The 22,063-nt window shown below is 67.7% G+C and carries 14 protein-coding genes; 2 read left to right on the top strand and 12 right to left on the bottom strand.

Annotated elements, in window-relative coordinates; translation table 11 throughout:
- Positions 1-227: 227 nt before the first annotated feature.
- Genes EV651_RS27090 through EV651_RS27035 form a run of 12 tightly spaced genes read right to left on the bottom strand, consistent with a single transcriptional unit; the run spans position 228 to position 17,116 of the window.
- Positions 228-1,331 carry a glycoside hydrolase family 28 protein gene (locus tag EV651_RS27090; RefSeq protein ID WP_133788066.1) on the bottom strand — a complete coding sequence of 368 codons (1,104 nt, stop codon included), beginning with the start codon at positions 1,329-1,331 and terminating at the stop codon, positions 228-230.
- Positions 1,328-3,331, bottom strand: a complete 2,004-nt coding sequence (locus tag EV651_RS27085) for a hypothetical protein (protein WP_133788065.1) — start codon at positions 3,329-3,331, stop codon at positions 1,328-1,330. Before EV651_RS27085 ends, EV651_RS27090 begins: the two co-directional genes overlap by 4 nt.
- A gap of 56 nt (positions 3,332-3,387) precedes the next feature.
- Entirely contained in the window at positions 3,388-4,563 is a 1,176-nt protein-coding gene (locus EV651_RS27080) for a DUF5605 domain-containing protein (RefSeq protein WP_133788064.1), read from the bottom strand.
- A complete protein-coding gene (locus tag EV651_RS27075; RefSeq protein ID WP_133788063.1) occupies positions 4,560-6,005 on the bottom strand; it encodes a DUF5060 domain-containing protein in 1,446 nt (481 codons plus the stop codon). The genes EV651_RS27080 and EV651_RS27075 overlap by 4 nt, the downstream gene beginning before the upstream one ends.
- On the bottom strand, positions 6,002-7,069 hold the full coding sequence (locus EV651_RS27070) for an exo-alpha-sialidase (RefSeq protein ID WP_133788062.1): 1,068 nt from the start codon (positions 7,067-7,069) through the stop codon (positions 6,002-6,004). The genes EV651_RS27075 and EV651_RS27070 overlap by 4 nt, the downstream gene beginning before the upstream one ends.
- 4 nt (positions 7,070-7,073) lie before the next feature.
- A complete protein-coding gene (locus EV651_RS27065) occupies positions 7,074-8,576 on the bottom strand; it encodes an ABC transporter substrate-binding protein (RefSeq protein WP_133788061.1) in 1,503 nt (500 codons plus the stop codon).
- 12 nt (positions 8,577-8,588) lie between these two features.
- Positions 8,589-9,596 carry an ABC transporter ATP-binding protein gene (locus EV651_RS27060; RefSeq protein ID WP_133788060.1) on the bottom strand — a complete coding sequence of 336 codons (1,008 nt, stop codon included), beginning with the start codon at positions 9,594-9,596 and terminating at the stop codon, positions 8,589-8,591.
- Positions 9,593-10,591, bottom strand: a complete 999-nt coding sequence (locus EV651_RS27055) for an ABC transporter ATP-binding protein (protein WP_133788059.1) — start codon at positions 10,589-10,591, stop codon at positions 9,593-9,595. The genes EV651_RS27060 and EV651_RS27055 overlap by 4 nt, the downstream gene beginning before the upstream one ends.
- Positions 10,592-10,600: 9 nt before the next feature.
- Positions 10,601-11,743 carry an ABC transporter permease gene (locus EV651_RS27050; protein ID WP_133788058.1) on the bottom strand — a complete coding sequence of 381 codons (1,143 nt, stop codon included), beginning with the start codon at positions 11,741-11,743 and terminating at the stop codon, positions 10,601-10,603.
- Positions 11,744-11,749: 6 nt separating this feature from the next.
- The gene (locus EV651_RS27045; protein ID WP_238157217.1) at positions 11,750-12,736 is read right to left on the bottom strand and encodes an ABC transporter permease; all 987 of its coding nucleotides are present in this window, start codon (positions 12,734-12,736) and stop codon (positions 11,750-11,752) included.
- 11 nt (positions 12,737-12,747) lie between these two features.
- Positions 12,748-14,730, bottom strand: a complete 1,983-nt coding sequence (locus tag EV651_RS27040; RefSeq protein WP_133788056.1) for an ABC transporter substrate-binding protein — start codon at positions 14,728-14,730, stop codon at positions 12,748-12,750.
- 10 nt (positions 14,731-14,740) lie between these two features.
- On the bottom strand, positions 14,741-17,116 hold the full coding sequence (locus tag EV651_RS27035; protein ID WP_133788055.1) for an Ig-like domain-containing protein: 2,376 nt from the start codon (positions 17,114-17,116) through the stop codon (positions 14,741-14,743).
- Positions 17,117-17,344: 228 nt separating this feature from the next.
- Between EV651_RS27035 and EV651_RS27030 the strand changes: the two genes are divergently transcribed.
- Positions 17,345-19,105 carry a glycoside hydrolase family 127 protein gene (locus EV651_RS27030; RefSeq protein WP_133788054.1) on the top strand — a complete coding sequence of 587 codons (1,761 nt, stop codon included), beginning with the start codon at positions 17,345-17,347 and terminating at the stop codon, positions 19,103-19,105.
- Positions 19,102-21,972 (top strand): glycoside hydrolase family 2 TIM barrel-domain containing protein, encoded by a 2,871-nt coding sequence (locus tag EV651_RS27025; RefSeq protein ID WP_133788053.1) that lies wholly within the window; start codon positions 19,102-19,104, stop codon positions 21,970-21,972. The genes EV651_RS27030 and EV651_RS27025 overlap by 4 nt, the downstream gene beginning before the upstream one ends.
- The last annotated feature ends 91 nt before the right edge of the window (positions 21,973-22,063 follow it).

The following is a 22,063-nucleotide window of genomic DNA, read 5'->3' as shown; positions in this document are numbered from 1 at the left end:
CAATCCCTTAGTGGGAAAGAAATCGTCGGCATATGCACATTTGTTTCCCAACAGGCCGTCACACACTCCGCCTCACGGGAGGACGACCGTCGGAGTTGCCTCACCGGCTCAAGTGGGGAGGCTCACGGCGAGGCGTGGCCGGGATTGGGCTGCGGATAACCCTGCGAAGGTGCGAATTCAGAAGGATGCGCAGTTCTCGGTGCGTTGGCTGTCCGCCGCTGCGGAGGTCAGTCTGAAGTTCTCGACCGGGGAGTGTGGGGTGTCGAGGACCTCGACGGTTCGGGGGCTGAGCGTACGGCGAGGTTGGTGACGGTGATGTCGCGTACGACGGGAGCGTGGCCGCCGAACTGTTCCGGCTCGGCGTGCCGCGTGTTGATCAGCACCGCTGAGGTGGTGACGGTGTCGACGGCAACGTTCTCCACGGTGATGCGCTCGATCACGCCACCGCGCGAGGAGTTCGTCTTGATCCGGAGCGCATGATCGACGGATCCGGTGACGCGGAGGTCTCGGGCGCGGACGTCCTGGACGCCGCCGGACGCCTCGCTGCCGATGGTCAGGGCGCCGTGGCCGGCCGTGAAGCGGCAGGATTCGATGAGGATGTTGCGGGACGGGCGGCCTGCGCGGCGGCCGTCGGCGTCGCGGCCGGACTTGATGGCGATGCAGTCGTCGCCGGTGGTGAACGAGCAGCCGGTGATGACGACGTTCTCGCAGGAGTCGGGGTTGCAGCCGTCGTTGTTCGGGCCGAGGGAGTCGACGGTGATCCCGCGGACGAGTACGTCGGTGCAGAAGACCGGGTGTACCACCCACATCGGGGCGTTCACGATGCGTACGTCTTCGATGCGCACGCGACGGGAGGTGTGCGGCTGGATGAAGCTCGGGCGGAAGCCGTGACCGGGTTCGAACGTGCGGTCCTCGACGGGAACGTCGGCTTCGACCATGCGGAGCAGGCGCTCCCAGTCGGTGCGCGGGCGGGTGCTGCTCCACCAGTTGGCTGTGCTCGCACCGCCGTCGAGGGTGCCGGTGCCGGTGATCGCGATGTCGGTTTCGTCGTACGCGTAGATGAGAGGTGAGTGGCTGAAGCACTCGATTCCTTGCCAGCGGGTGCGGACGATCGGGTACGCGGTCGGGTCGGTGTGGAACCGGAGCGTTGCGCCGGCGGACAGGTGCAGTTCGACGTTGCTGCGCAGCCGGATCGGCCCGGTGACGAATTCACCGTCGGGTACGACGACACGCCCGCCGGTGAGCGCACACGCATCGATCGCCTCCGCAATCGCCCCAGTGCAGTCCGAGCCGGTGCGAGCCCCGAAGTCGGCGATCTGATAGTCGGTCATGGGAGAGCTTGGATGCGGAGGGCGTTGGCGAGCGGGACGGCTATGACCCAGCTCGGGTTCCAGGTGTTGGTGTGGCCTCGGCGCTGCCAGTGGGTTTGGAAGACGGCTTCGCCTTGTTCGCCGGGAAGGGGGAAGTTCCAGTCGTCCGGAGCAGCGGCGACGGTTTGGCTCAACGCGTGGAGGGTGGTTCGCGCGGCAGCGACGTACGCAGGGCGGTTGGTGGTCAGGCCGAAGGAGAGGAGTTCGTACGTCGGGAAGAACGCGTCGAGGTGGTGGTTCTGGACGCTGACGGTCGGCCAGCCGATCGCGTTGAAGCCGGCGGCGTGAAGGGGCGAGTCCTCGTCCTGTTCCGGGGACCAGACGTACACCCAGGTGAGAAGCCAGTCGGCGGCGACTTCGCACCAGGTGGCGTACAGCGGGTCGCCTGTGCGGCGGAAGAGTTCGTAGGCGGCCATGAAGTAGTACATGCCGGCTTCTTTGTCCTCGCAGGCCGCGTCCAGGGTGGAGCGGGAGAACGGGCGGTCGAAGGTGCGTGCATGCTGGTCGTGGTACCGGGACAGCCAGACGGTTGCTTCTGACAACAGTTCGGGAGAGTCCAGGACCGACGAGGCCTTCAGAGCGGCCAGTACGCACGGGATGCCCGCCGAGGAGACCGTCGTCGCAGCCGGAATGCCGTCGAGTCGCCATCCGACCGGAAAGATCCCGTCAGCCAACTGAGCGGTGCCGCGGAGGAAGGTCATCGCTTCTTCGAGGGCGTTGAGCCACGACGGCGGGACGGGTTCGTCGTGATCGCGGAAGAGGGTGACGATGTCGGTCAGGTCGCTGATTGTCTCGCCGTACGCTCGGCTGGAGACCATAGGGCGGTTGCCGGTGCGGAAGCTGGTCCAGCGGCGGGTGCTGACCTGGTAGGCGTTGTGGCGCAGGCCCGGGGTCGGTGTCGGGCTGCCGGCTAAATAGAACTCGACGGCCGCACGGCAGCGGTCGATGCGCAGCTGGTCCCGGGTGTTGAAGCCGACCTGGGCGTCGCACCAGGCGAGCTTCAGCGCCTGGCCCGTCCAGCCGTACATGAAGTGCCGAGACTTGCGCGGCCCGTTGCCGGGGACGTCGCTGAACTTGGTGTACCCGGCGACGGTCCCGGACCGGTACCACCGGTTGTCCAGGGCAACAGTCTTCAACGTGATGAGCTCGTCGACAGCCAAGCCGGGTGAGCCAGCGGCGGTGAACAGGGTGCGGACACTCTCGACGAGGTGCCGGAACGCGTGACCGCGGAGCTCCTGCCGTCCCCAGTCGAGGACCAGGTGCTGGGTGTAGACCTCACCGGGGCGCAGCGTGAGGTAGCCGTCGTCGGTCGCCTCGGTCTCCGCCTTGCTGACGTACCGGACGTCCTGCTTGCCGTCGAACATCAGTACGCCGCTGAGTGCCGAGATCACCGGACCGTCCTGCCGGATCGCGCCGAGCGAGCCGTACCGGACCTGGCCGTCGCCCGCGCGGCGTGCCTGCGGGCGCGAGATGACCGACAGCCAACGGCGTTCGCGACCCTCGCGCCATTCGAGGTTGGCGCCGGGGATCGGAAGCCGGTCCTCCTCGGCGACGAAACCGCCGCCAGGGGTCGGGCCGATCCGCGGCACGGCGCGGGCCGGATCGGCGGACGGGTTGTCGTTGTAGATCAGGCCGGGGACGGTGAGCTGGCTGTCCTTCACTCTGCCGAGGTCGAGCAACAGCCCGACGGCGAGGTCGGCGACGCGGCGCTTGCTCGTGTTGCGCCAGCAGAGCTCGAGGTTCAGCCGGTCGCCGTCGTCGAACGCCAACCGCACCTCGACCGCGAGCGGTCCGGTCCGGCAGCCCGCCCGGTGTTCGCCCGGCCGCCGCGAGATCCACCACCCGTCGGGACACGTCAGCGGGCTGGGCTGCCAGGGGCGACCGGCCGAGCAGGTGAGGAGGTCGCCCAGCGGGCGTTCCAGGTAGACCGGCCCGTCGACCTGGCCGAACTCGAGCACCACACCGTCTGGTGTGCGACGCAACGAAGCCCGGCGCGGACCAGACGTCAGCGCGGGCATCAGGACGCCCGGCGGATCTGAATGGCCTGGTACTGCGTGCCGGGCAGCCGAACCGTCAACGTGCCCGCACCAGCGACGCTCTCGCGAGTACGGCGTACCGAGTGGTTCCACACATCCAGTACGTCGACGTCGTACTCGCCCTCGGGTAGTGAGAACGTCCGGTCCGGGAACTGGTGCTCCCCGAGGTACTGGAGGTAGTACGAGCCAGGCACCGCGAGCGTAGGGGCGTCGCGGTAGTCGTCGATCGGCTCCACACCGTCGGGCAAGTCGTCGAGCACCTCCCGCAACAGTCGCAGCCGTTGCGCGACGACACCAGTGGGCCGACTGCCGCCGTCCGACCACGGCACCACACTCACGGATGACGGGTCGACGTACCACTCGCCGTGCGTCACGTAGGCCCCGCGAACCGTCCCCTCCCAGATGCGGGTCAGCATCTCCTCAGGCCGGAGGCTGGTGTCGGGGGTAGTGCCGTTCCCTTCGTGGCCACATGCATCAACGAAGACGGGCTTGGCGTGGGCCAGGCGCAACGCGGACACACCACGGAGGTTCTCCATCCGGACACTCAGGTGAGTCAGCCAGGGCGGTCCTGGATCGGTTGCCTCGTGCATCGAGATCAGGTGCTGGCTGGAGTCGAGCTCCGCGATCAGCTCGGCCAACTCCCGCGACCTGTCAGCGGACTCCAGGCACCAGGTGACGTTCCGATAGGCGGCCAGCCGGTTCACGACGGCACGAACAACAGACGGGTCCGTCGGCAGGACGATGTCAGCCACGATCTCGGCGGCCAGCAGGTCACGGACCTGGTCCTCGATGCCGTCGGACACCCGCAGCCGGACGCGGTTGAACGGCGAGGCCGCGAGCGCCGAGCGCGCGGCAGCCCACTGCGCTGGATCACCGAACCACATGGTCGTGAGCGGGTGGTACGGCGTACCATCCGCCCAGCGCAACGTGGTGCCGGAACGACGGACAGGGCCACGCGACGTGGCGGGCGTGCACTCCAAAGTCCCGCCGTCGTACGACCAATCGCCTTCCAGATCAGGGCTGTAGCGGACGACCCACCCGTCGTCCGACTGGAACGGTTCAGCGTAAGCGGTGGCGCCGGACGTGTGGCGGAAGAGCACGCCGTCCGGTCCGGGCACAGGTAGTTCGAGCACGTCCCAGCGTGCTACTGACGTCATCGGGTCCCTCTCAGGGCGAGGTACGGGGTGGCGGGCAGTGGGATCTGGCTCGGGCCGGAGTACTCGGCCAGCGGGGTGATGGTCATCGCCCGCGTGTCGATCAGGTCGAAGTGGAAGGGCGAGCCGTGCGGCAGGTCCAGCTCGACAGCGGACGGCTGCCGGTCGCCGAGGTAGTGCAGGACGCAGCGGTCCGCGTCGACCTCACCGTCCGGCTGCCGCGGCAGCCCGGCGAACACGGCCCGGAGGAAGTCGATCCGCTCCGGGCTCTCGCCGTACAGCCGGCCGCCGATCGAGATCCACGCGCGGGTCTCCCGGTCGACGAACGACTCGCCGTGCCCGACGTACCCGCCGAGCGACATGCCCTGCCAGAACCGGTGCACCATCTCGTCCGCGGTCAGGTTCCCCCAGCGCCGGCCGGCGTTGCCCTCGTAACCGATCTCGTCGATCACGACCGGCTTCGGGCAGTCCTTCCAGGCGGCGACCTCGGCGCCGTCCCAGTGCTGCACGCTCTGGTGGGTGATCCACGGCTTGGTGAAGTCGTACGGCGTGAAGACCTCGTACATCTTGGTCCCGTTGTGGATCGACCGCAGCCGCTGGTACGGGTCGTACCGCTGCACCAGCTGCAGCAGCCGGTCCCAGTCCGCGATCGTCTTCTCGTGGTTGAAGTCGTACTCGTTCGACAACGACCACCAGACGTTCCGGTACGCCGCCAGCCGCGCGACGACGTACCGCAGATAGGCCGCGTCCTGCGCCGGGGTCATCCGGTCGAAACCCCACACGCCGCGGTCGTACGGGTGGAACAGGATCAGGTCCGCCTGGACGCCCAACGCCAGCAGATCGGCGACGCGCCCCTCGAAGTGCTGGAAGAAGACGGGGTCGAAGCGCTCGACGTCGACCTCTCCCGGGGTGGATCCAGGATCGCCGGGTCTCGTTCCGGCGAACGGTGTGCGCTCGGGGCGCATCCCGTCCGTGGGGAGCAGGCACATCCGCACCTTGTCGAAAGGTGCTGAGCGCAACGACTCCAGCGTCAGTTCCTGGAGCTCTTTCGACTCGTACGTCCAGTGGTAACAGGTCGTCCCGATGCAGTCGTACCGGGCGCCGTCGGCGTACGAGAAGTGGTGCCTGCCGAGGACGTCGACCGGCCCGTGGTTCCCGGGCCCCGGCGGGGAGCACACGAAGCTCCCGCGCCGGCCGTCGAGCTCGGGTGCCGAGCTCGAGGTGATGTACGACCACTCCCCCTCCCGGTCCGGCGAGAACCGCGCCCGGTACGTCCCGTCGCCGTCGTAGAAGCCGTCGACGGTCACCATCCGGTTCCGGAACTGGTACGTGACCTGGAACTCGACATCTGCGAACGGGTTGCCGTCTGCAGGACCGGTCAGGGTGAGCTCGTGCAGGCCCCACTTCTCCGGGGCGGCGGGGTGGGCAAATCCAATGCCGCTCATGGCAATCGGTCTCCTGCCTGGATCCACTTGGGCGCCAGGATCACGTGCTTGATGGTCTTGCGCAGGTACGAGTACGCGACATGCAACTGCCCGTCGCGGGTCTGCAGCAGCGTCGGGTACGAGTAGCCGAACTCGTTCTCGCGGTACTCCTCGTCCTGCACCTGCAGGTTCCGCCAGTACGGCCAAGTAGCGCCGTCGTCCTCGGACAGTGCCAGCGTGAGCGGGGTCCGCAGGGTCTTCCGGCGTACGCCGCCCTGGCCGTCGTCGACCCAGCGGAACTGGTCACGCTCCGCCGACGAGTCGTTGAACACCATGACGAGCCGTCCGTCGGCCAGCCGCAGCACCTGGACCGCCGAGTTGTTGTTCGGCAGGGTGGTGCGCTCCGGCGAGGTCCAGGTCCGGCCGTTGTCCTTCGACACCGACCGGTGGATGCGGTCGGCGGCACGGCTACGGAAGTACCCGACGAGCTCGCCGGGCGACAGCTCGACGACGCTCATCTGCACCTGCCCGACCGCGTCCGGCAACTCCACCGCCGACCAGGTCTCGCCCTGGTCGGCGCTGAGCTGGAGGACGGTCCGCTCGGCGGTCTTGTCGCAGTCGTACGCCGGAAGCAACCAATCACCGTTGCTCAACACGACAACCGGGTTGCGGATGAACGACCCCAGGTGATCGAACAGCACCTCGCTCCGCTCCCACGAGAGCCCGCCGTCGTGCGACACCCGGCGGATCACGCGCGAGGTCGATTGGTCATGCGGCTCGTTGGAGGTGTGCAGCAACCAGACGTCGTCGTCCGGGGTCACGAACAACAGTGGGTTCTGTTCGGAGCGGTGCGGATCCGACGAGAGCTGCTCGGGCGGCAGCCAGGTGTCGGTGCCGGCGGGGAGGCGGGACAGGACGATGTTGGTGTCCGGCTCGCCCTCCCCCGGGCCGTTGAACCAGGCGCACAGCAGGTCGCCGTTCGCCGTCTCGACCAGCGTGGCGGCGTGGCTGTCGCCGGGATGGATGGTGGGCAGGAGGGCCGCACCCTCACGGATGCGGCCGTCGAACCTGGAATCGATCACCATGCCATCACCAGGTCAGCCCACGGGCGACCTGCGCCTTGATGTAGTCGGGGATGTCCTGCGTCTCGGTGACCAGCAGCGACGAGTCGACGTCCATGCCGTCCTTGAGCACGTGCTGCCGGAACACCTTGTAGAGCGGGATGTCCCAGTACTCGGTGTTCTGGTAGTTCTTGACGACCGCGTTCTCGCCCCAGTACACGGCCGACGTGTCGATGGCCGCCAGCTCCGGGATCGCCGTACCGAACGCGTTCACGACGGCGTCGGTCTTCAGCACCGCCTTCATGCCGTACGACGAGATACGGGTCTGCATCTCCTCCGACACCAGGTACTTGATCACGTCGAGCGCCTGGTCCTTGTGCTGCGACTGCGGCGGGATGAAGGCCGCGCGGGTGTCCGGCTGGTAGATCGTGTTGGAGCCGCGGGACAGCACAGGCATCGAGGTGACGCCGATCTTCACGCTCTTCGCCCACTCGGCGAACTGGGCCGCGTCGTCCTCCTCGATGTAGTACGAGCTGAGCGCGTAGGCGTTCAGCTTCGACAGGTTGTTCACCGCCATCGCGAGGTGGCCGGGGAAGCTCATGTCGCCCTTGAAGAAGTCGTCCACCGTGGTGAAGTTGTTCCGCGGGATCATCAGGAACCGGTACAGGTTGTTCGCGACCGACTTCCACTCCGCGTTCGTCAGGTTGACCTTGACGTCCTCCGGCGCCGGCTGCTCGCTCGAACCGGGCACGAACGGGTAGAGCCCGAGCTGGTTCATCGCGAGGTAGTTGTCCGGGTGCTGCATGTAGCCCTTGTAGTGGTGGATCCCGTCCTGCCGGGTGAGCTTCTGGGCCAGCTTGTAGACGTCGTCGTACGTCGAGCCCACCGCCGGGTACTTCACACCGAACTTGTCGAAGATCAGCTTGTTGTAGAACAGCAGGCTCTCGTCGATCCACAGCGGGACGCCGTACAGGCCGCCGTCGGAGCGGGACTTGATCTGCTCGACCGAGCCGACGTTCAGCTTGGTCAGGTCGATGCCGGCGCCCTGCACCAGCGACGTGATGTCCTGGGTCCAGCCGAGCGGCTCGAGGTCCCGGTCGATCCGCAGCCGCGGGTCCTCCAGGATCAGGTCCGGCACCCGGCCGGCCTTGGCGATGTCCTCGTACCGGATCGGGTAGTCCCAGGTGGCGTACTTCAGTTTGATGTTCGGGAACTTGGCCCGGATCGCGTCGCCGAACACGGCGTCGAAGTACCGGTGCGCCTCGCGGCCGTTGTCGTTGCCGCCGAGCTCGAACGGCTTGAAGTTGGCGGCGAACACGAACAGCTCGTCGTCGGCGACCGAGAACGGCACGTTGTACTTGTTCGGGATGTCCACAACACCGGCCGCGGACTGCGCAGCTGCGCGCGGGATCGCGCTGGTCGAACTGGCGTCCGCGGGGGAAGTTTGCAGAGCACCGCCGAACGCGGCGAGTCCACCGATCAGGGCGCCGTTGCGTAACAGTCCACGACGGGACATGTTTCCTTCAGACATGGTTGACCTTTCCTACGGGGCGGTGGTGTCCATCAGGACACCCTTCAGGTCGAGCTGCTCGGCGAGGTGGCACGCGACTTTGCGGCCACCGATCTCGCGCAGCTGCGGGACTTCGGTCGCACACCGGGCTTCGGCGTACCCGCACCGGGGATGGAACGGGCAGCCGGCCGGCACCTTGGACGGATCCGCGATCTCGCCGAGCAGCTTGATCCGCTCGCGTTGCCCGCGGGAGGCGGGATCGGGATCCGGTACGGCGCTGAGCAGCGCCTCGGTGTACGGGTGCAGGGGCTTGGAGTAAAGCTCTTCGGTCGACGCGCTCTCGACGAGCTTGCCGACGTACATCACCGCGACGTCGTCGGCGACGTGCTCGACGATGCCGAGGTCGTGGGAGACGAACAGGTAGGTGAGGCCGGACTCCTCCTGCAGATCGCGCAGCAGGTTGAGGATCTGCGCCCGGACGGAGACGTCGAGTGCGCTGACCGCCTCGTCGGCGACCACGAGCCGCGGGTTGGTGGCAAGGGCCCGTGCGATCACGACGCGCTGCCGCTCGCCACCGCTGAACGCGTGCGGGTAGCGGTGCGCGTACTCCGCTCGGAGTCCGACGCGACGCAGCAGCGAGGCGACCTTGTCGTCGATCTCGTCGCGTGAACCCGCGTCCTGGACCCGCAGCGGCTCGGCGATGATGTCGCGCAGCGTCTTGCGCGGGTCGAGCGAGGAGTGCGGGTCCTGGAAGATCAGGCGGACCTGCGCACGGTACGGCTTCAGCTGCTTCTCGCTCAGCGCCGCCAGGTCGACACCGTCGAACATGATGCTGCCCGAGGTCGGCTCGTACGCGCGGACGATGCAGCGGCCGAGGGTCGTCTTGCCGCAGCCCGACTCCCCCACCAGCCCGAGAGTCCGGCCGGCCTTGATCGACAGGTCGACACCGTCGACCGCCTTCACGAAGCCGCGGTTCCGCCCGAGAAACCCGCCATGCAACGGAAAGTGCATGGTCAGGCCTTTAGTCTCCAGCACACTCATCGATCCTCCTCGCCGTACAGCAGGCACGCCACGTCGATCTCGTCGCTGCGCACCCGCGTCGGCACAGTCACGTCGCACTTCCCGGCCATGAACGCGTCGCAGCGCGGATGAAAGCGGCATCCGGTCGGACGCTCGTACGGCGGCGGCACGGTTCCGCGTACGGCGACCAGCCGGTCCTGACCGCGCTGACCCAGCCGCGGCACCGAGCGCACCAGCGCCTGCGTGTACGGATGCTTGGGATGACTCAGTACGGCGGATGCGGGCCCCTGCTCGACCACTGCGCCGAGGTACATCACCGCGACCTCGTCGGCGACCTGCGCCGCGACCCCGAGGTCGTGGGTGATCAGCATGATCGCCATCCCGAACTCCTGCTGGAGATCCTGCAGCAGGTCGAGGATCTGCGCCTGCGTGGTGACGTCGAGCGCGGTCGTCGGCTCGTCCGCGATCAGCAGCCGGGGGCGGCAGGACAGCGCCATCGCGATCATGGCGCGCTGCCGCATGCCACCACTGAGCTGGAACGGGTACGAGTCGACGCGGCGCTTCGGGTCCGGGATCCCGACCCGGTCGAGCATCTCGATCGCGCGGTCGCGGGCTTCCTGTTTGCCGACTGATCCGTGCAACCGGACGGCCTCGATGATCTGGTCGCCGATCGTGTGCACCAGGCTCAGCGACGCCATCGGCTCCTGGAACACCATCGCGATGTCGGCCCACCGGACCTGCCGCAACCGCTTGTCCTTCGCGGCCAGCAGGTCGAGCGGCTTCGCGCCCGGTGCGTCGTCGTACAGCAGGATCTCGCCGCCGACGATCCGGGCCGGCTTCTCCACCAGCCGCAGGATCGACCGCGCGGTGACGCTCTTGCCGCAGCCGGACTCACCGACCACGGCCAGCGTGCGGCCGCGGGGTACGGACAGGCTGACACCGTCGACGGCCTTCACGACACCGTCACCGAGCTCGAAATGGGTCCTGAGCTCGCGAACTTCGAGAAGAGGTTGCATGTCAGGTCCTCACTTGTAGGGATCCGCGGCGTCGCGGAGACCGTCGCCGACGAAGTTCATGGCGAGTACGACGACCACGACCGCGAGGCCCGGGGTCAGCAGCCACGGGGCGGTGGCGACCGCGCGGATGTTCTGCGCGCCCTCGAGCAGCACACCCCAACTGACCGCGGGCGGCTGCAGACCGAGGCCGAGGAACGACAGGCTGGTCTCGGCGAGGATCATCCGCGGCACCGCCATCGAGATCGACGCGATGATGTGGCTGGCGAACGACGGCACCATGTGGCCGAAGATGATCCCGGTCCGCCCGACGCCGTCGAGCCGGGCCGCCATCACGAAGTCCTCCTCGCGCAGGCTCAGGAACCGGCCGCGGACGTCCCGTGCCAGTCCGGTCCAGCCGATCAGCGACAGGATCACCGTGATCGCGAAGTACCTGGTCAACGGCCCCCAACTGCCGGGCAGTGCCGCCGACAGCGCCATCCACAACGGCAATGTCGGGACCGACATGATGAACTCGATGATCCGCTGGATGATGTTGTCGACCCGGCCGCCCACGTAGCCGGAGATGCCGCCGATCAGCATGCCGAGCAGGAAACTCGCGAACACGCCGACGAGACCGATCGACAGGGACACCCGGGCGCCGTGGATCAGCCGGGACAGCAGGTCCCGGCCGGACTGGTCGGAGCCGACCAGGAAGAACGCCTCGCCGGCCTTCGTCGGGCCGATCAGGTGGATGTTCGACTTGATCGGGCCCAGGATCGAGTACTCGTCGCCGCGCACGAACCACCCGACGTCGACGATCTTCGACTTGTCGACGGTGAAGGTCTGCTCGAACGTCTCTTGGTTGCGCGTCGACGAGTACCCGTACACGAACATCCCGTGCTCGGCCGAGATGTGCACCCGCTGCGGCGGGGCGTAGGGCAGCGCGGTGTGCGCGGTGTCGGCGCTGGCCGGCGCGAAGAAGCCGGCGAAGACCGCCATGAAGTAGATCGGGATCAGCACGATCAACCCGATCAGCGCCAGCCGGTGCCGGCGGAACTGCCGCCACATCAGCCGCCACTGCGGCAGCGCGCCGTGGTCGCGCAGGCTCTTCACGACCTCCTGCGGGGCCTCGTGCTGAGTATCGGGGGCGATCGCCTCGGTCTGCTGGACCATTCAGATCTATCCCTTCTGGAACCGGGTGCGGATCCGCGGATCCCACCAGGCCAGTGCGAGGTCGCTGAGCATCGTGCCGATCACGGTCAGCGTGCTGAGGATCAGCACGAAGCTGCCGACCAGGTACATGTCCTGGCTCTTCACCGCGCCGAGCAGCAGCGGGCCGCTGGTCGGCAGGCTCATCACGACCGACACGATCGTCTCGCCGCTGATCAGGCCGGGCAGCAGCCAGCCGACCGTGCTGAAGAACGGGCTGAGCGACATCCGGACCGGATACTTGAGCAGCAGCTTCCACTCCGGCAGGCCCTTCGCGCGGGCGGTCGCGACGTACGGCTTGTGCAGTTCGTCGAGCAGGTTCGCCCGGGTGATCCTGATCAGTCCCGCCGTACCGGCGACCCCGACTACCACGATCGGGACCCACAGATGGGAGATCAGGTCGAGCAGCTTGCCCAGGTTCCAGGCCGCGTCGGCGTACTCCGGTGAGAACAGTCCGCCGACGCTCTGGCCGAAGTACCGGAACCCGATGTACATCATCACCAGCGCGAGCATGAACTCCGGGACGGCCATCCCGATGAAACCGAGGAAGGACGCCAGGTAGTCGCCGCCCGAGTACTGCCGCAGCGCGCTGTAGATGCCGATCGGGAACGCGATCGCCCAGACGAACAGCAGACTCGCGATCGACAGCACCATCGAGAGCAGTACCCGGTTGCCGATCAGGCTGGCGACCGACTGGTTCCAGGCGAACGACTGCCCGAGGTCACCGTGCAGCACCACTCCCTTGATCCAGGTGAGGTACTGCACGATGAACGGCTTGTCGAGCCCGTAGTGCCGCTTGAGCTCGGCGATCTGCGAGTCCGGGATGTCCTGGCCGCGGGCCTCCGCGTTCGCGATCACCGTGGTGGTGTAGTCGCCCGGCGGCAGTTTGATGACCACGAAGGTGACGAACGAGATCGCCGCCAGCGTGATGAGCATCCAGACCAGGCGCCGGGCCACGAACCGCAGCATTACTGTCCGATCGCGAACTGCTCGGGGTGGACGATGCCCGGGGCCACCGACTCGCTCATCTTCTCCGGCACGTTGTGGAAGTCGTTCTTCACGACGCCGTACGTGTTCGGCACCGAGCTGAGGCCGATGTAGTAGAACTGGTCGGCCGCGATCTGCAGGATCTGCTTGCCGAGCTCGAGCGTCTTCGCCGGGTCCGGCTCCTGCCGCGCCTGGGTGAACAGCTCCATCTGCTTCTGGATCTCGGCCGGCGGCTTCACGCCCTCCTCGCCCTTCGACTGGTACCACTGCGCCCAGCCGATGCCGTACCGCGCGCTGCCGTCGTTGGTCGGCACCCAGTAGTGGTCACCGCCGGTGCCGGTCGGCAGGACGAACGTGCCGCAGGTCCAGGTCCCGGCGTCGTGGTCGTTGGCCTTGACCCGTTCCTTGTAGAGGTCCTCGCTGACCGCCTGGGTGCGCAACTCGATGCCGACCGCGGCCCAGCGCTTCTTGACGAACTCGATCGCCTCGACGTGGTCCGGGAACGATTCGCTCACCAGTACGGTGACCGACACCGGCTTCCCGTCGGCGCCGAGCCGCTTGCCGTCCGGCGACTTCTTCGTCAGCCCGGCCGCGTCCAGGTGCTGGTTCGCCTTCGCGGCGTCGAACTCCAGGAACTGCGTGGCGAGCTGCTCGTTGTAGTACGGCGAGTCCTTCGGCGGAGCGCCCTGCCACGGCTCGCCCTGACCGGCGTAGACCGCGTCGATGACCTCCTTGCGGTTGATCGCGTGCGAGAGGCCGGCCCGGAACTCCTTGTTCGAGAACAGCGCCCGCTTGACCGGGTCCTTGTGGGTCATGTTGAGGCCGAGGACCATCGTGTTGGTCAGCTGGGTCGGCACCTCGAAGATCTTGTAGCCGCCCTTCTCCCGGTTCTGCGCGACAACCGGCTTGTTCTGCGGCGTCCCGAAGTTCCGGTACTGCATGCCGAACTCGCCGTTCATCACCTTGAGCAGCTCGACCTGGGCGTCCTGGACGACCTCGACGCGGCAGTTGTCGATGTACGGCAACTGGCGGCCCTGGTCGTCGACCTTCCAGTAGTACGGGTTCCGGGTCAGGGTGACCGCAGAGCCCTTGCCGAGCGTGGTGGTCACCTTCCACGGCGCCAGCGTCGGCTGCTCCGCGTTCGTCCACGGGTTCTGCTTCTGCGCGAACAGGTCGGTCCAGCTGCCGACGCCGGCCTTCTTCGCCAGCGCGTTCGCGTTCTTGTTGTACTTCAGGTGGAACTGCTGGAAGTAGTGCTTCGGCAGCAACATCCCGTAGGCGCCTTCACGCTCGAAGATCGCGTCGGCGATCTGCACGAGCAGCGACGGCTGCGGCGAGCTGTAGGTCATCTTGATCGTGCGCTCGTCGACCTTCTCGACCTTCGCGATCTTGCCCGTGTCCGGCGACATGAAGGCGTCGTACAGGCCGTCCGGGTGCAGCCCCTCGTCGCACTGCACCTCGAGGATCGTGAACATCAGGTCGTCCGCCGTACACGGCTTGCCGTCGGACCACTTCAGGCCCTCGCGCAACGTGAACGTGTAGACCTTGCTCTCGGCATCGACCGTGTACTCGGCGACGTTTGCCTCGATCTCGTCGTACCCGGGCTTGCCGACCTTGTCGGGCTTCCAGCGCAGCAGCGGCTCGTAGCGCATCGCGTACCACAGCCACTGGGTGTCCTCCTGGGTCAGCATCGCCGACCGCCAGGTTCCGCCGTACTGTGCCTTGCCCTCGAGGGGCTTGATCACCGGCGGATTCTTCGGCAACCGCTCCGCCAGCGGAGGCAGGGAGCCCTTGTCCACCAGCGCTTTCAGCATCGGCGACTCCTTCTCGCCGGCCACCGCGGCCTGTGCGCCGGAGCCTGCCGGCTTGGTGTCGAAGAAGCCGCACCCAGGGATGGTCGCCACGGCCAGGAGGCCGAGACCGCCCTGCAGCAGCCGACGCCGGTCGATCATGCGTTCTGACATGTCATTTACCTCACTGCTGCTCGAGCGTGATGTTGCTGAACTGCGCGGTCCCGTAGTCGACAAGGGCGTTGTCGACCCTGCCGCCGTCGATCGCGAACCCGATGTAGAAGGAGCGGCTCGGCATCATGATCTTTTCGTAGCCGAAGCGGTCCCACTTGACCTGATCAGTGGAGATGAAGGCCTCGAACTCGACCTCTCTGGCCTGCGGGCGCTCGCGCCGGAGCAGCCGCAGCCAGTACACCTTCGTAGGGTCCAGGTAGCTCCCGTCCCACGGCCACGGGCCGACACTCGGCACCGAGCCGTCGGTCTGGATCCGGATCGCCTGCGCCTTCATGCCACCGTCGTCGGTGGCGGTCGGCGCGGCGCTCGCGTTGTCGTTGACCGTGCCGTACCCGCCCGCGACACCGAAGCCGATACCGCCGTACATGTACGGCGCGGCCGGGTCCAGCGAGTCGCGGATCATCAGGCCCGCGGTGAGTCCGTTGGCGATCTTGCTGAGCTGGTCCAGCCGCGCGGTGATCCGCGTGACCGCACCCGCACCGCCGACCTGGAGCTTGCGGTACACGTAGTGGAAGTTGCTCGTCCGCCCGTAGATCCGGCCGGAGCCCTTGATCGTCAGCACGCCACCGTCCAGGCTGCCGGAGCCCGGCACCCGCGGCTTCCCGATCGACGCCGACGTCCAGCCCGGCGTACCCAGCTGCTTGTTGACATGCACCTGGACAGCGGTCGACTGGGTCGCCGTACCGTTCTTGTCGGTGGCCCGGGCGCTGATCCAGTAGGAGCCGTCGGCAACGTTCTTCCACTGGATCTGGTACGGCGCACTCGTCGCAGCGCCGACGATCTGGTCGCCGACGAAGAACTCGACCTTGGCGAGCTGCCCGCCCTTCGCGGCGGACGCGTCTGCCTCGATCGTCACGGTCGGCGCGGTGCGGCCGGCAACCGTCGCGTTCTGCGCCGGGCTGGTGATCCGGACGGCAGGGTTGCCGACCGGATCCGGGACCAGCGAGTTGAGGTAGTTCTCCAGATAGGTGTAGCCGTTCGGCGCGATCTTCTGCGCGTCCGACGGGTCGTTCGGCTCGAGGCCGTTGGCCTTCTCCCACCAGTCCGGGATGCCGTCGTGGTCGGAGTCCACCGGCGCCTCGGTCTGGACGAGCTCCGGGTAGCCGCCGACCTGCTTCTGCGAGTTGATCAGCCGGCCGGTGCCGTTGCGGACCTCCTCGATCACGCGGGCGTCGGCGGCGTCGCGCTTCGGCAGGATCGCGCCGGCCCCGGCGAGCACCGCGTCGTACGCCTTGCTCGCCGCCTGCAGGTCGCCGCGGCCCGGGATCGGCTGCGGCTCGGCCAGCTCGACGATCCCGCCGATCGGGTAGCGGATACCGCGGCGGTTGTGGGTGGTGACGTCCGGGTGGCCCTCGACCTCGTTGCCGGCGACGTACCACTGGCCGCCGCGGTTCGCGCTCACCACGACCGGTGCGACCTCGTCCAGCGTGGTCGGGCCCGGCTTGTAGAAGTTGTTCATGATGTTGATGCCGTTGGCCCACTCACCGCCGTACACCGACGTGTACCCGTGGTCGTAGATCACGTTGTTGTAGTGGTCGACCTCGAGGTTGATGCCCTCGGTGTAGCCGAAGCGCGGCTGCCGTCCGCCCTGATGGGCGACCAGATTGTGGTGGTACGTGTTCCGCTCGCCACCCCAGATGCCGCCGTACCCGTGCCGGTTCTTCGGGTGCGCGGACAGCGCGAGACCCTCGGACACGATGCACCACTGGACGGTGACGTCGTAGTTCCCGTACGGCGACAGACACTCGTCGACCGCCCAGCTGAACGAGCAGTGGTCGATGATCAGGTTGCGGATCTCCGGGCTGACCGAACCGGGCACGTTGGTGTTGAACGAGTCGTCCGCGACCGCGTACAGGTCGCCGAGCCGGAACCGCAGGTAGCGGATCACGATGTCGTGGGCACCGCCCTTGACCCCGGTGCTGTGACCCGACAGGCAGATGCCGCCACCAGGCGCGGTCTGTCCGGCGATGGTCAGGTTGTTACCGGAGATCAGCAGCTGGGTCTCCAGCTTGATCGTGCCGGAGACCCGGAACACGATGGTCCGGTCGGAGCCGGAGACACCTTCACGGAGTGAGCCAGGTCCGGAATCGGCCAGCGTGGTGACCTCGTACACCGAGCCGCCGCGGCCGCCCTTGGCCCACTTGCCGGCGCCCTCGGCGCCGGGAAAGGCCGGCAGCCGGTCGTCGTTCGCGTTCGTCGCGACGGCCTTCGCAGCGGTGGCCGCCGGCGTGATGCCCAGCGACGCCACACCGATGGCGGCTGCGGTCGTGCCGACGAATCCGCGCCGGGACCAGCCCGGTGGAGTGAGAGAGGGAGTTTCGGTCATCGTCCATGCCTCGCTTTCGGCAGGGGGCGGCGGCTGCTGATGTGCGCAGTCTGAATATCTAATCAAGTCCGAATGGAACGACGGCCCTCATGGTCACGGAGGTTACGAAGCCGTGTCAAGACCGTGACGCGCAAAAACCGCAATCGTTTGCACTCGGTGATTCTCGTGACCGCAATCGTTTGCACGAACTCTTGCCTGGACGTCCGCGACGGTGGTTACCTTGCCATCATGCCTTTGCGCCCCCTCCCCCTCGGCAGCACGAAACTCACCGGCGGTTTCTGGTTGAACCGGCAGCAGATCAACCGGGAGACGACCATCCCGGCCGCGGCTCAGCGCCTCGAGGAGGTCGGCACGCTCCGCAACTTCCGCCGGGCCGCCGACGAGCAGACCGGCGGCTTCGCCGGGAAGCTGTTCGCCGACACCGATGTCTACAAGTGGCTCGAGGCGGTCGCCTGGGAGCAGGCCCGCGAGCCGTCCGCCGACCTCGCTGACCGGCAATCGACGACGAGCGCGCTGGTCGCCGCGGCGCAGGACCCGGACGGGTACCTCAACACCTACACGCGGTTCGCACTCGATGGACAGCGGTACGGCGACCTCGAGAAGGGTCACGAGCTGTACTGCGCGGGGCACCTGCTGCAGGCGGCCGTGGCGCAGGTAAGGGCGACCGGGGATCGCACCTTGCTCGACGTGGCGTGCCGGTTCGCCGATCACCTGTACAAGACGTTCGGCCCAGGGCGGCTGGAAGGTATCGACGGGCATCCGCTGATCGAGATGGCGCTCGTCGAGCTCTACCGCGAGACCGGTACGGCGGCGTACCTCGAGCTGGCGTCGTACTTCGTCGAGGCGCGTGGGCGTGGGCTGCTCACTCCCCCGGGTCACCACGGTCCGGCGTACTTCCAGGATCACCTGCCGGTGCGTGAGGTCCGCACGATCGCGGGGCACGCGGTCCGGGCGCTCTATCTCGCGTCCGGCGCGACCGACGTCGCAGTGGAGACCGGCGACGACGAACTGCTCGATGCGTTGCAGGCGACCTGGTCGACGATGGTCGAGAGCCAGACGTACCTGACCGGTGGCGTCGGGGCGAGGTGGTACGGCGAGGCGTTCGGCGACCCGTTCGAGCTGCCGCCGGATGCGGCGTACTGCGAGACCTGTGCCGCGATCGCGAGCGTGCAGTGGAGCTGGCGGCTGCTGCTCGCGACAGGTGAGAGCAAGTACGCCGACCTGATCGAGCGGACGCTCTACAACGCGGTGATCTCCGGGGTGTCGCTCGACGGTGACCGGTTCTTCTACGTGAACACGTTGAAGGTGCGGAACAACGCCTTCGCCGACGATCAGCGGTCCGCGGTGGGTGGGCGGCAGCCGTGGTTCGGTACGGCGTGCTGTCCGCCGAACGTGATGCGCACCCTGTCGTCGCTGGATCAGCTGGTCGCGACCTCGGACGGCGACGGGGTACAGGTACAGCTGTACGCGCCTGCCTCGGTAAGGGTCGGTCCGATCGGCTTCGAGGTCGAGACCGAGTATCCGTGGCACGGGACTGTCCGGGTGCGGATCACGTCGACTCCGGACACGCCTTGGACGCTCGGTCTACGGATCCCCGCGTGGGCGGAGACTCATCGGCTGACGGTCAACGGGTTCGAGGGACCGCTGCGCCGGGTGTGGGAGGTGGGTGACGAGGTCGTGCTGGAGCTGCCGGTCGCGGCCCGCCGTACGACGCCTGACGAGCGGATCGACTCGGTGCGTGGCTGTATCGCGATCGAGCGCGGCCCGTTGGTGTACTGCTTCGAGCAGCAGGACGCGGACGTCGTACTCGACTCGACGGCTGTAGTCGCGGGCGAGCTGATCGAACGCGAGCAGCCGGACCTGCTCGGCGGCGTGACAACGGTCGACGTACCGACACGGGACGGCACGCTGACCGCGATCCCCTACTACGCCTGGGCGAACCGGGAAGTCGGCCCGATGACCGTGTGGATCCGGGAGAAGGCCCAATGACCTACTGGGAAGATCCCGGTCCTGGCTACGGCGTGCTGCCGCCGCGGGCGGCTGTGCGGTCGGACGCGCCTCGACTGAGTCTGAACGGGCAGTGGCGGTTCCGGCTGTCGCACTCAGTGCGTGAGACCGGGTTCGAGGAGGTGGACTTCGACGACTCGGACTGGAACTGGTTGCCGGTGCCTTCGTCGTGGCCTATGCACGGTCATGGGAGTCCGGCGTACACGAATCAGAAGTATCCGTTTCCGGTCGATCCGCCGTATGTGCCGGACGAGAATCCGACCGGTGATCATCGGCTGGTCTTCGAGCTGCCGGAGTCGTGGAGCGGTTCGGCGGTGCTGCGGTTCGACGGCGTGGACTCGTGTGCGCGGGTCTGGCTGAACGGGGTCGAGCTCGGGGTGACGCGAGGTTCGCGCCTGCCGGCCGAGTTCGCGGTCGGCGGCGTACTGCGGCCGGGGCGGAACGTCCTGGCGGTGCGCGTGCACCAGTGGTCGTCCGGTTCGTACCTCGAGGACCAGGACATGTGGTGGCTGCCGGGGATCTTCCGGGACGTCACACTGATCGCCCGGCCCATCGACAGCATGGACGCGGACGTGTTCGTGCACGCGGACTATCGGGACGGCGCCGGTGTGTTGCTGGTCGAGTCGGCGCCGGGTGCGGTGGTGCGGATCCCATCGCTGGACGTGGTGGTGCCCTGCGGCGAGACGGTGACGATCCCCGGCGTCGAGCCGTGGTCGGCCGAGGTACCGCGGTTGTACGACGCGGTTGTCGAACTGCCGGGTGAGCGGGTCGCGCTGCGGATCGGGTTCCGGACGGTGGAGATCGTCGACGGCGTACTGCGCGTCAACGGGCGGCGGATCCTGTTCCACGGGGTGAACCGGCACGAGCACGATCCGGTGTTCGGTCGCGCCGTACCTGAGGAACGGTTGCGCGCGGAGCTGCTGGTGATGAAGCGGCACAACATCAACGCGATCCGGACCAGTCACTACCCGCCGGACACGCGGCTGCTGGAGTTGTGCGACGAGCTCGGGTTCTGGGTGATGGACGAATGCGACTACGAGACGCACGGGTTCATGCTGCTCGACTGGCAGGGGAACCCGGCCGACGATCCGCGGTTCCTGGACGCGTCACTGGACCGGATGCGGCGGACCGTCGAGCGGGACAAGAATCACCCGTGCGTGGTGATGTGGTCGCTCGGGAACGAGGCCGGCGTCGGGTCGAACCTGACCGCGATGGCAGCGTGGACGCGGGACCGGGATCCGTCGCGGCCGTTGCACTACGAGGGCGACCTCTCGTGTGCGGATGTCGATGTGTACAGCCGGATGTACGCGTCGCACGCCGAGGTCGAGGCGATCGGGAAGCGCGCCGAGAAACCGCTGGACGACCCGGTGCTGGATGCGCGGCGGCGTTCGATGCCCTTCGTGCTGTGTGAGTACTCGCATGCCGGAGGCAACGGTCCTGGCGGGTTACCGGAGTACGAGGCGCTCTTCGACACCTACGAACGCTGTCAGGGCGGGTTCCTGTGGGAGTGGATGGAACACGGCATCCTGCGAGCGGACGGTTCCTACGGGTACGGCGGTGACTTCGGCGAGGAACTGCACGACGGTACGTACGTTCTCGACGGGCTGGTCTTGCCCGACCTGACCCCGCAGCCGGTGCTCGCGGAGGTCCACAAGGTCTACGAGCCGGTGCGCTTGTCCCTCGCCGGCGACGTCCTCACGATCACCAACAGGTACGACGTACTCGACACCTCCCACCTCTCGCTCCACTGGGAGGCCGCCGACGAGGGCGAGGTAGTTGCCCGCGGCCCCCTCCCCTTCCCGGTGATCCCGGCCGGCCGGTCCGCGACCGTACAGCTTCCGGAGCTCCCGGCCCTCCAGAACCGCGAACGCTGGCTGACAATCCGCGCCGTACTCACCAACGACACCCCGTGGGCACCAGCCGGCCACGAGGTCGCCTTCACCCAATCACTCCTCGCCCCGCCCAACCCCACCACTGCCTCGCCCGCGCACCCCGCCTCCGTCCCATACCCCACCGCCTCCTCTGGGCCCGAACATCGGGGTGGGAACGTCCTCCTTGGGTCAGGGCGGTTCGATGGGCGAACTGGGCGGTTGACCGCGCTCGGTGGATGGGCGGTCGAGCATGTTCCGCTGGAGCTGTGGCGGGCACCCACGCAGCACGACGCCCGGACCTGGGATGCGACGACGCTCGACCGCAAGACCCGGTGGGCGAATGCCGGGCTGGATCGTTTGCGGTACCGGACCGTATCGGTCGAGGCCTCAGGTGATGAGTTGGTTGTGGCAACGATGGTGGGGGCCGCGGCGACGGACGCTCGGGTGCTGACGACGTACACGTGGAGGACCGACGGCGGGCGGTTGACGGCGGAAGTCGACGTGGAGCCGCTGGGTGAGTGGATGGTGCCGTGGGCTCGTCTCGGAGTGACGTTCGGTGTGCCGGCGGGCTTTCACGGCCTCACGTGGTTCGGGCTGGGGCCGGGACAGGCCTACCCGGACTCCCGCTCGGCAGCGCGGATCGGCCGCTACACAAGCACGATCGACGACTTCCAGGTGCCGTACCTGTACCCGCAAGAGAACGGAGCCCGCGGCAACGTCCGCTGGGCCGAGCTCTCCGGCACAGCCGGCAAACTCCGCCTCACGGGCGACCCACACTTCAGCCTGACTGTACGTCGCTGGACGATCGCCGAACTGGCCGCCGCCGACCACCCAGCCGACCTGCATTCCGGTGACCGCGTCTGGATCACCCTCGATGCCCTCCAGCACGGCCTCGGCAGCCCGACCAGCGGCGCACCCGTCCTCCCACCTCACGACCTCCAACCCCGCAGGCACCGGTTCCGTTTCAGTCTGGGCTGAGCCCCTCCGAGCCGCTTCAGCCCCCGAGGCATTGACAGCCACCCCCGCCGGGTCGACTCTTTGGGCAGGCAGCACCGCCTCGCCGGTGCGT

The sequence above is a fragment of the Kribbella sp. VKM Ac-2571 genome (assembly GCF_004362255.1).
GTDB lineage: Bacteria > Actinomycetota > Actinomycetes > Propionibacteriales > Kribbellaceae > Kribbella > Kribbella pratensis.
This window is presented reverse-complemented; position numbering and strand designations above follow the sequence as displayed.

What these genes read in the sequence shown, in the direction of transcription:
- EV651_RS27060 (WP_133788060.1), bottom strand. Translation starts at nt 9,596, where the DNA reads ATGAGTGTGCTGGAGACTAAAGGCCTGACCATGCACTTTCCGTTGCAT.
- EV651_RS27035 (WP_133788055.1), bottom strand. Translation starts at nt 17,116, where the DNA reads ATGACCGAAACTCCCTCTCTCACTCCACCGGGCTGGTCCCGGCGCGGA.
- EV651_RS27030 (WP_133788054.1), top strand. Translation starts at nt 17,345, where the DNA reads ATGCCTTTGCGCCCCCTCCCCCTCGGCAGCACGAAACTCACCGGCGGT.
- EV651_RS27025 (WP_133788053.1), top strand. Translation starts at nt 19,102, where the DNA reads ATGACCTACTGGGAAGATCCCGGTCCTGGCTACGGCGTGCTGCCGCCG.
- EV651_RS27080 (WP_133788064.1), bottom strand. Translation starts at nt 4,563, where the DNA reads ATGACGTCAGTAGCACGCTGGGACGTGCTCGAACTACCTGTGCCCGGA.
- EV651_RS27090 (WP_133788066.1), bottom strand. Translation starts at nt 1,331, where the DNA reads ATGACCGACTATCAGATCGCCGACTTCGGGGCTCGCACCGGCTCGGAC.
- EV651_RS27040 (WP_133788056.1), bottom strand. Translation starts at nt 14,730, where the DNA reads ATGTCAGAACGCATGATCGACCGGCGTCGGCTGCTGCAGGGCGGTCTC.
- EV651_RS27055 (WP_133788059.1), bottom strand. Translation starts at nt 10,591, where the DNA reads ATGCAACCTCTTCTCGAAGTTCGCGAGCTCAGGACCCATTTCGAGCTC.
- EV651_RS27070 (WP_133788062.1), bottom strand. Translation starts at nt 7,069, where the DNA reads ATGGTGATCGATTCCAGGTTCGACGGCCGCATCCGTGAGGGTGCGGCC.
- EV651_RS27075 (WP_133788063.1), bottom strand. Translation starts at nt 6,005, where the DNA reads ATGAGCGGCATTGGATTTGCCCACCCCGCCGCCCCGGAGAAGTGGGGC.
- EV651_RS27065 (WP_133788061.1), bottom strand. Translation starts at nt 8,576, where the DNA reads ATGTCTGAAGGAAACATGTCCCGTCGTGGACTGTTACGCAACGGCGCC.
- EV651_RS27050 (WP_133788058.1), bottom strand. Translation starts at nt 11,743, where the DNA reads ATGGTCCAGCAGACCGAGGCGATCGCCCCCGATACTCAGCACGAGGCC.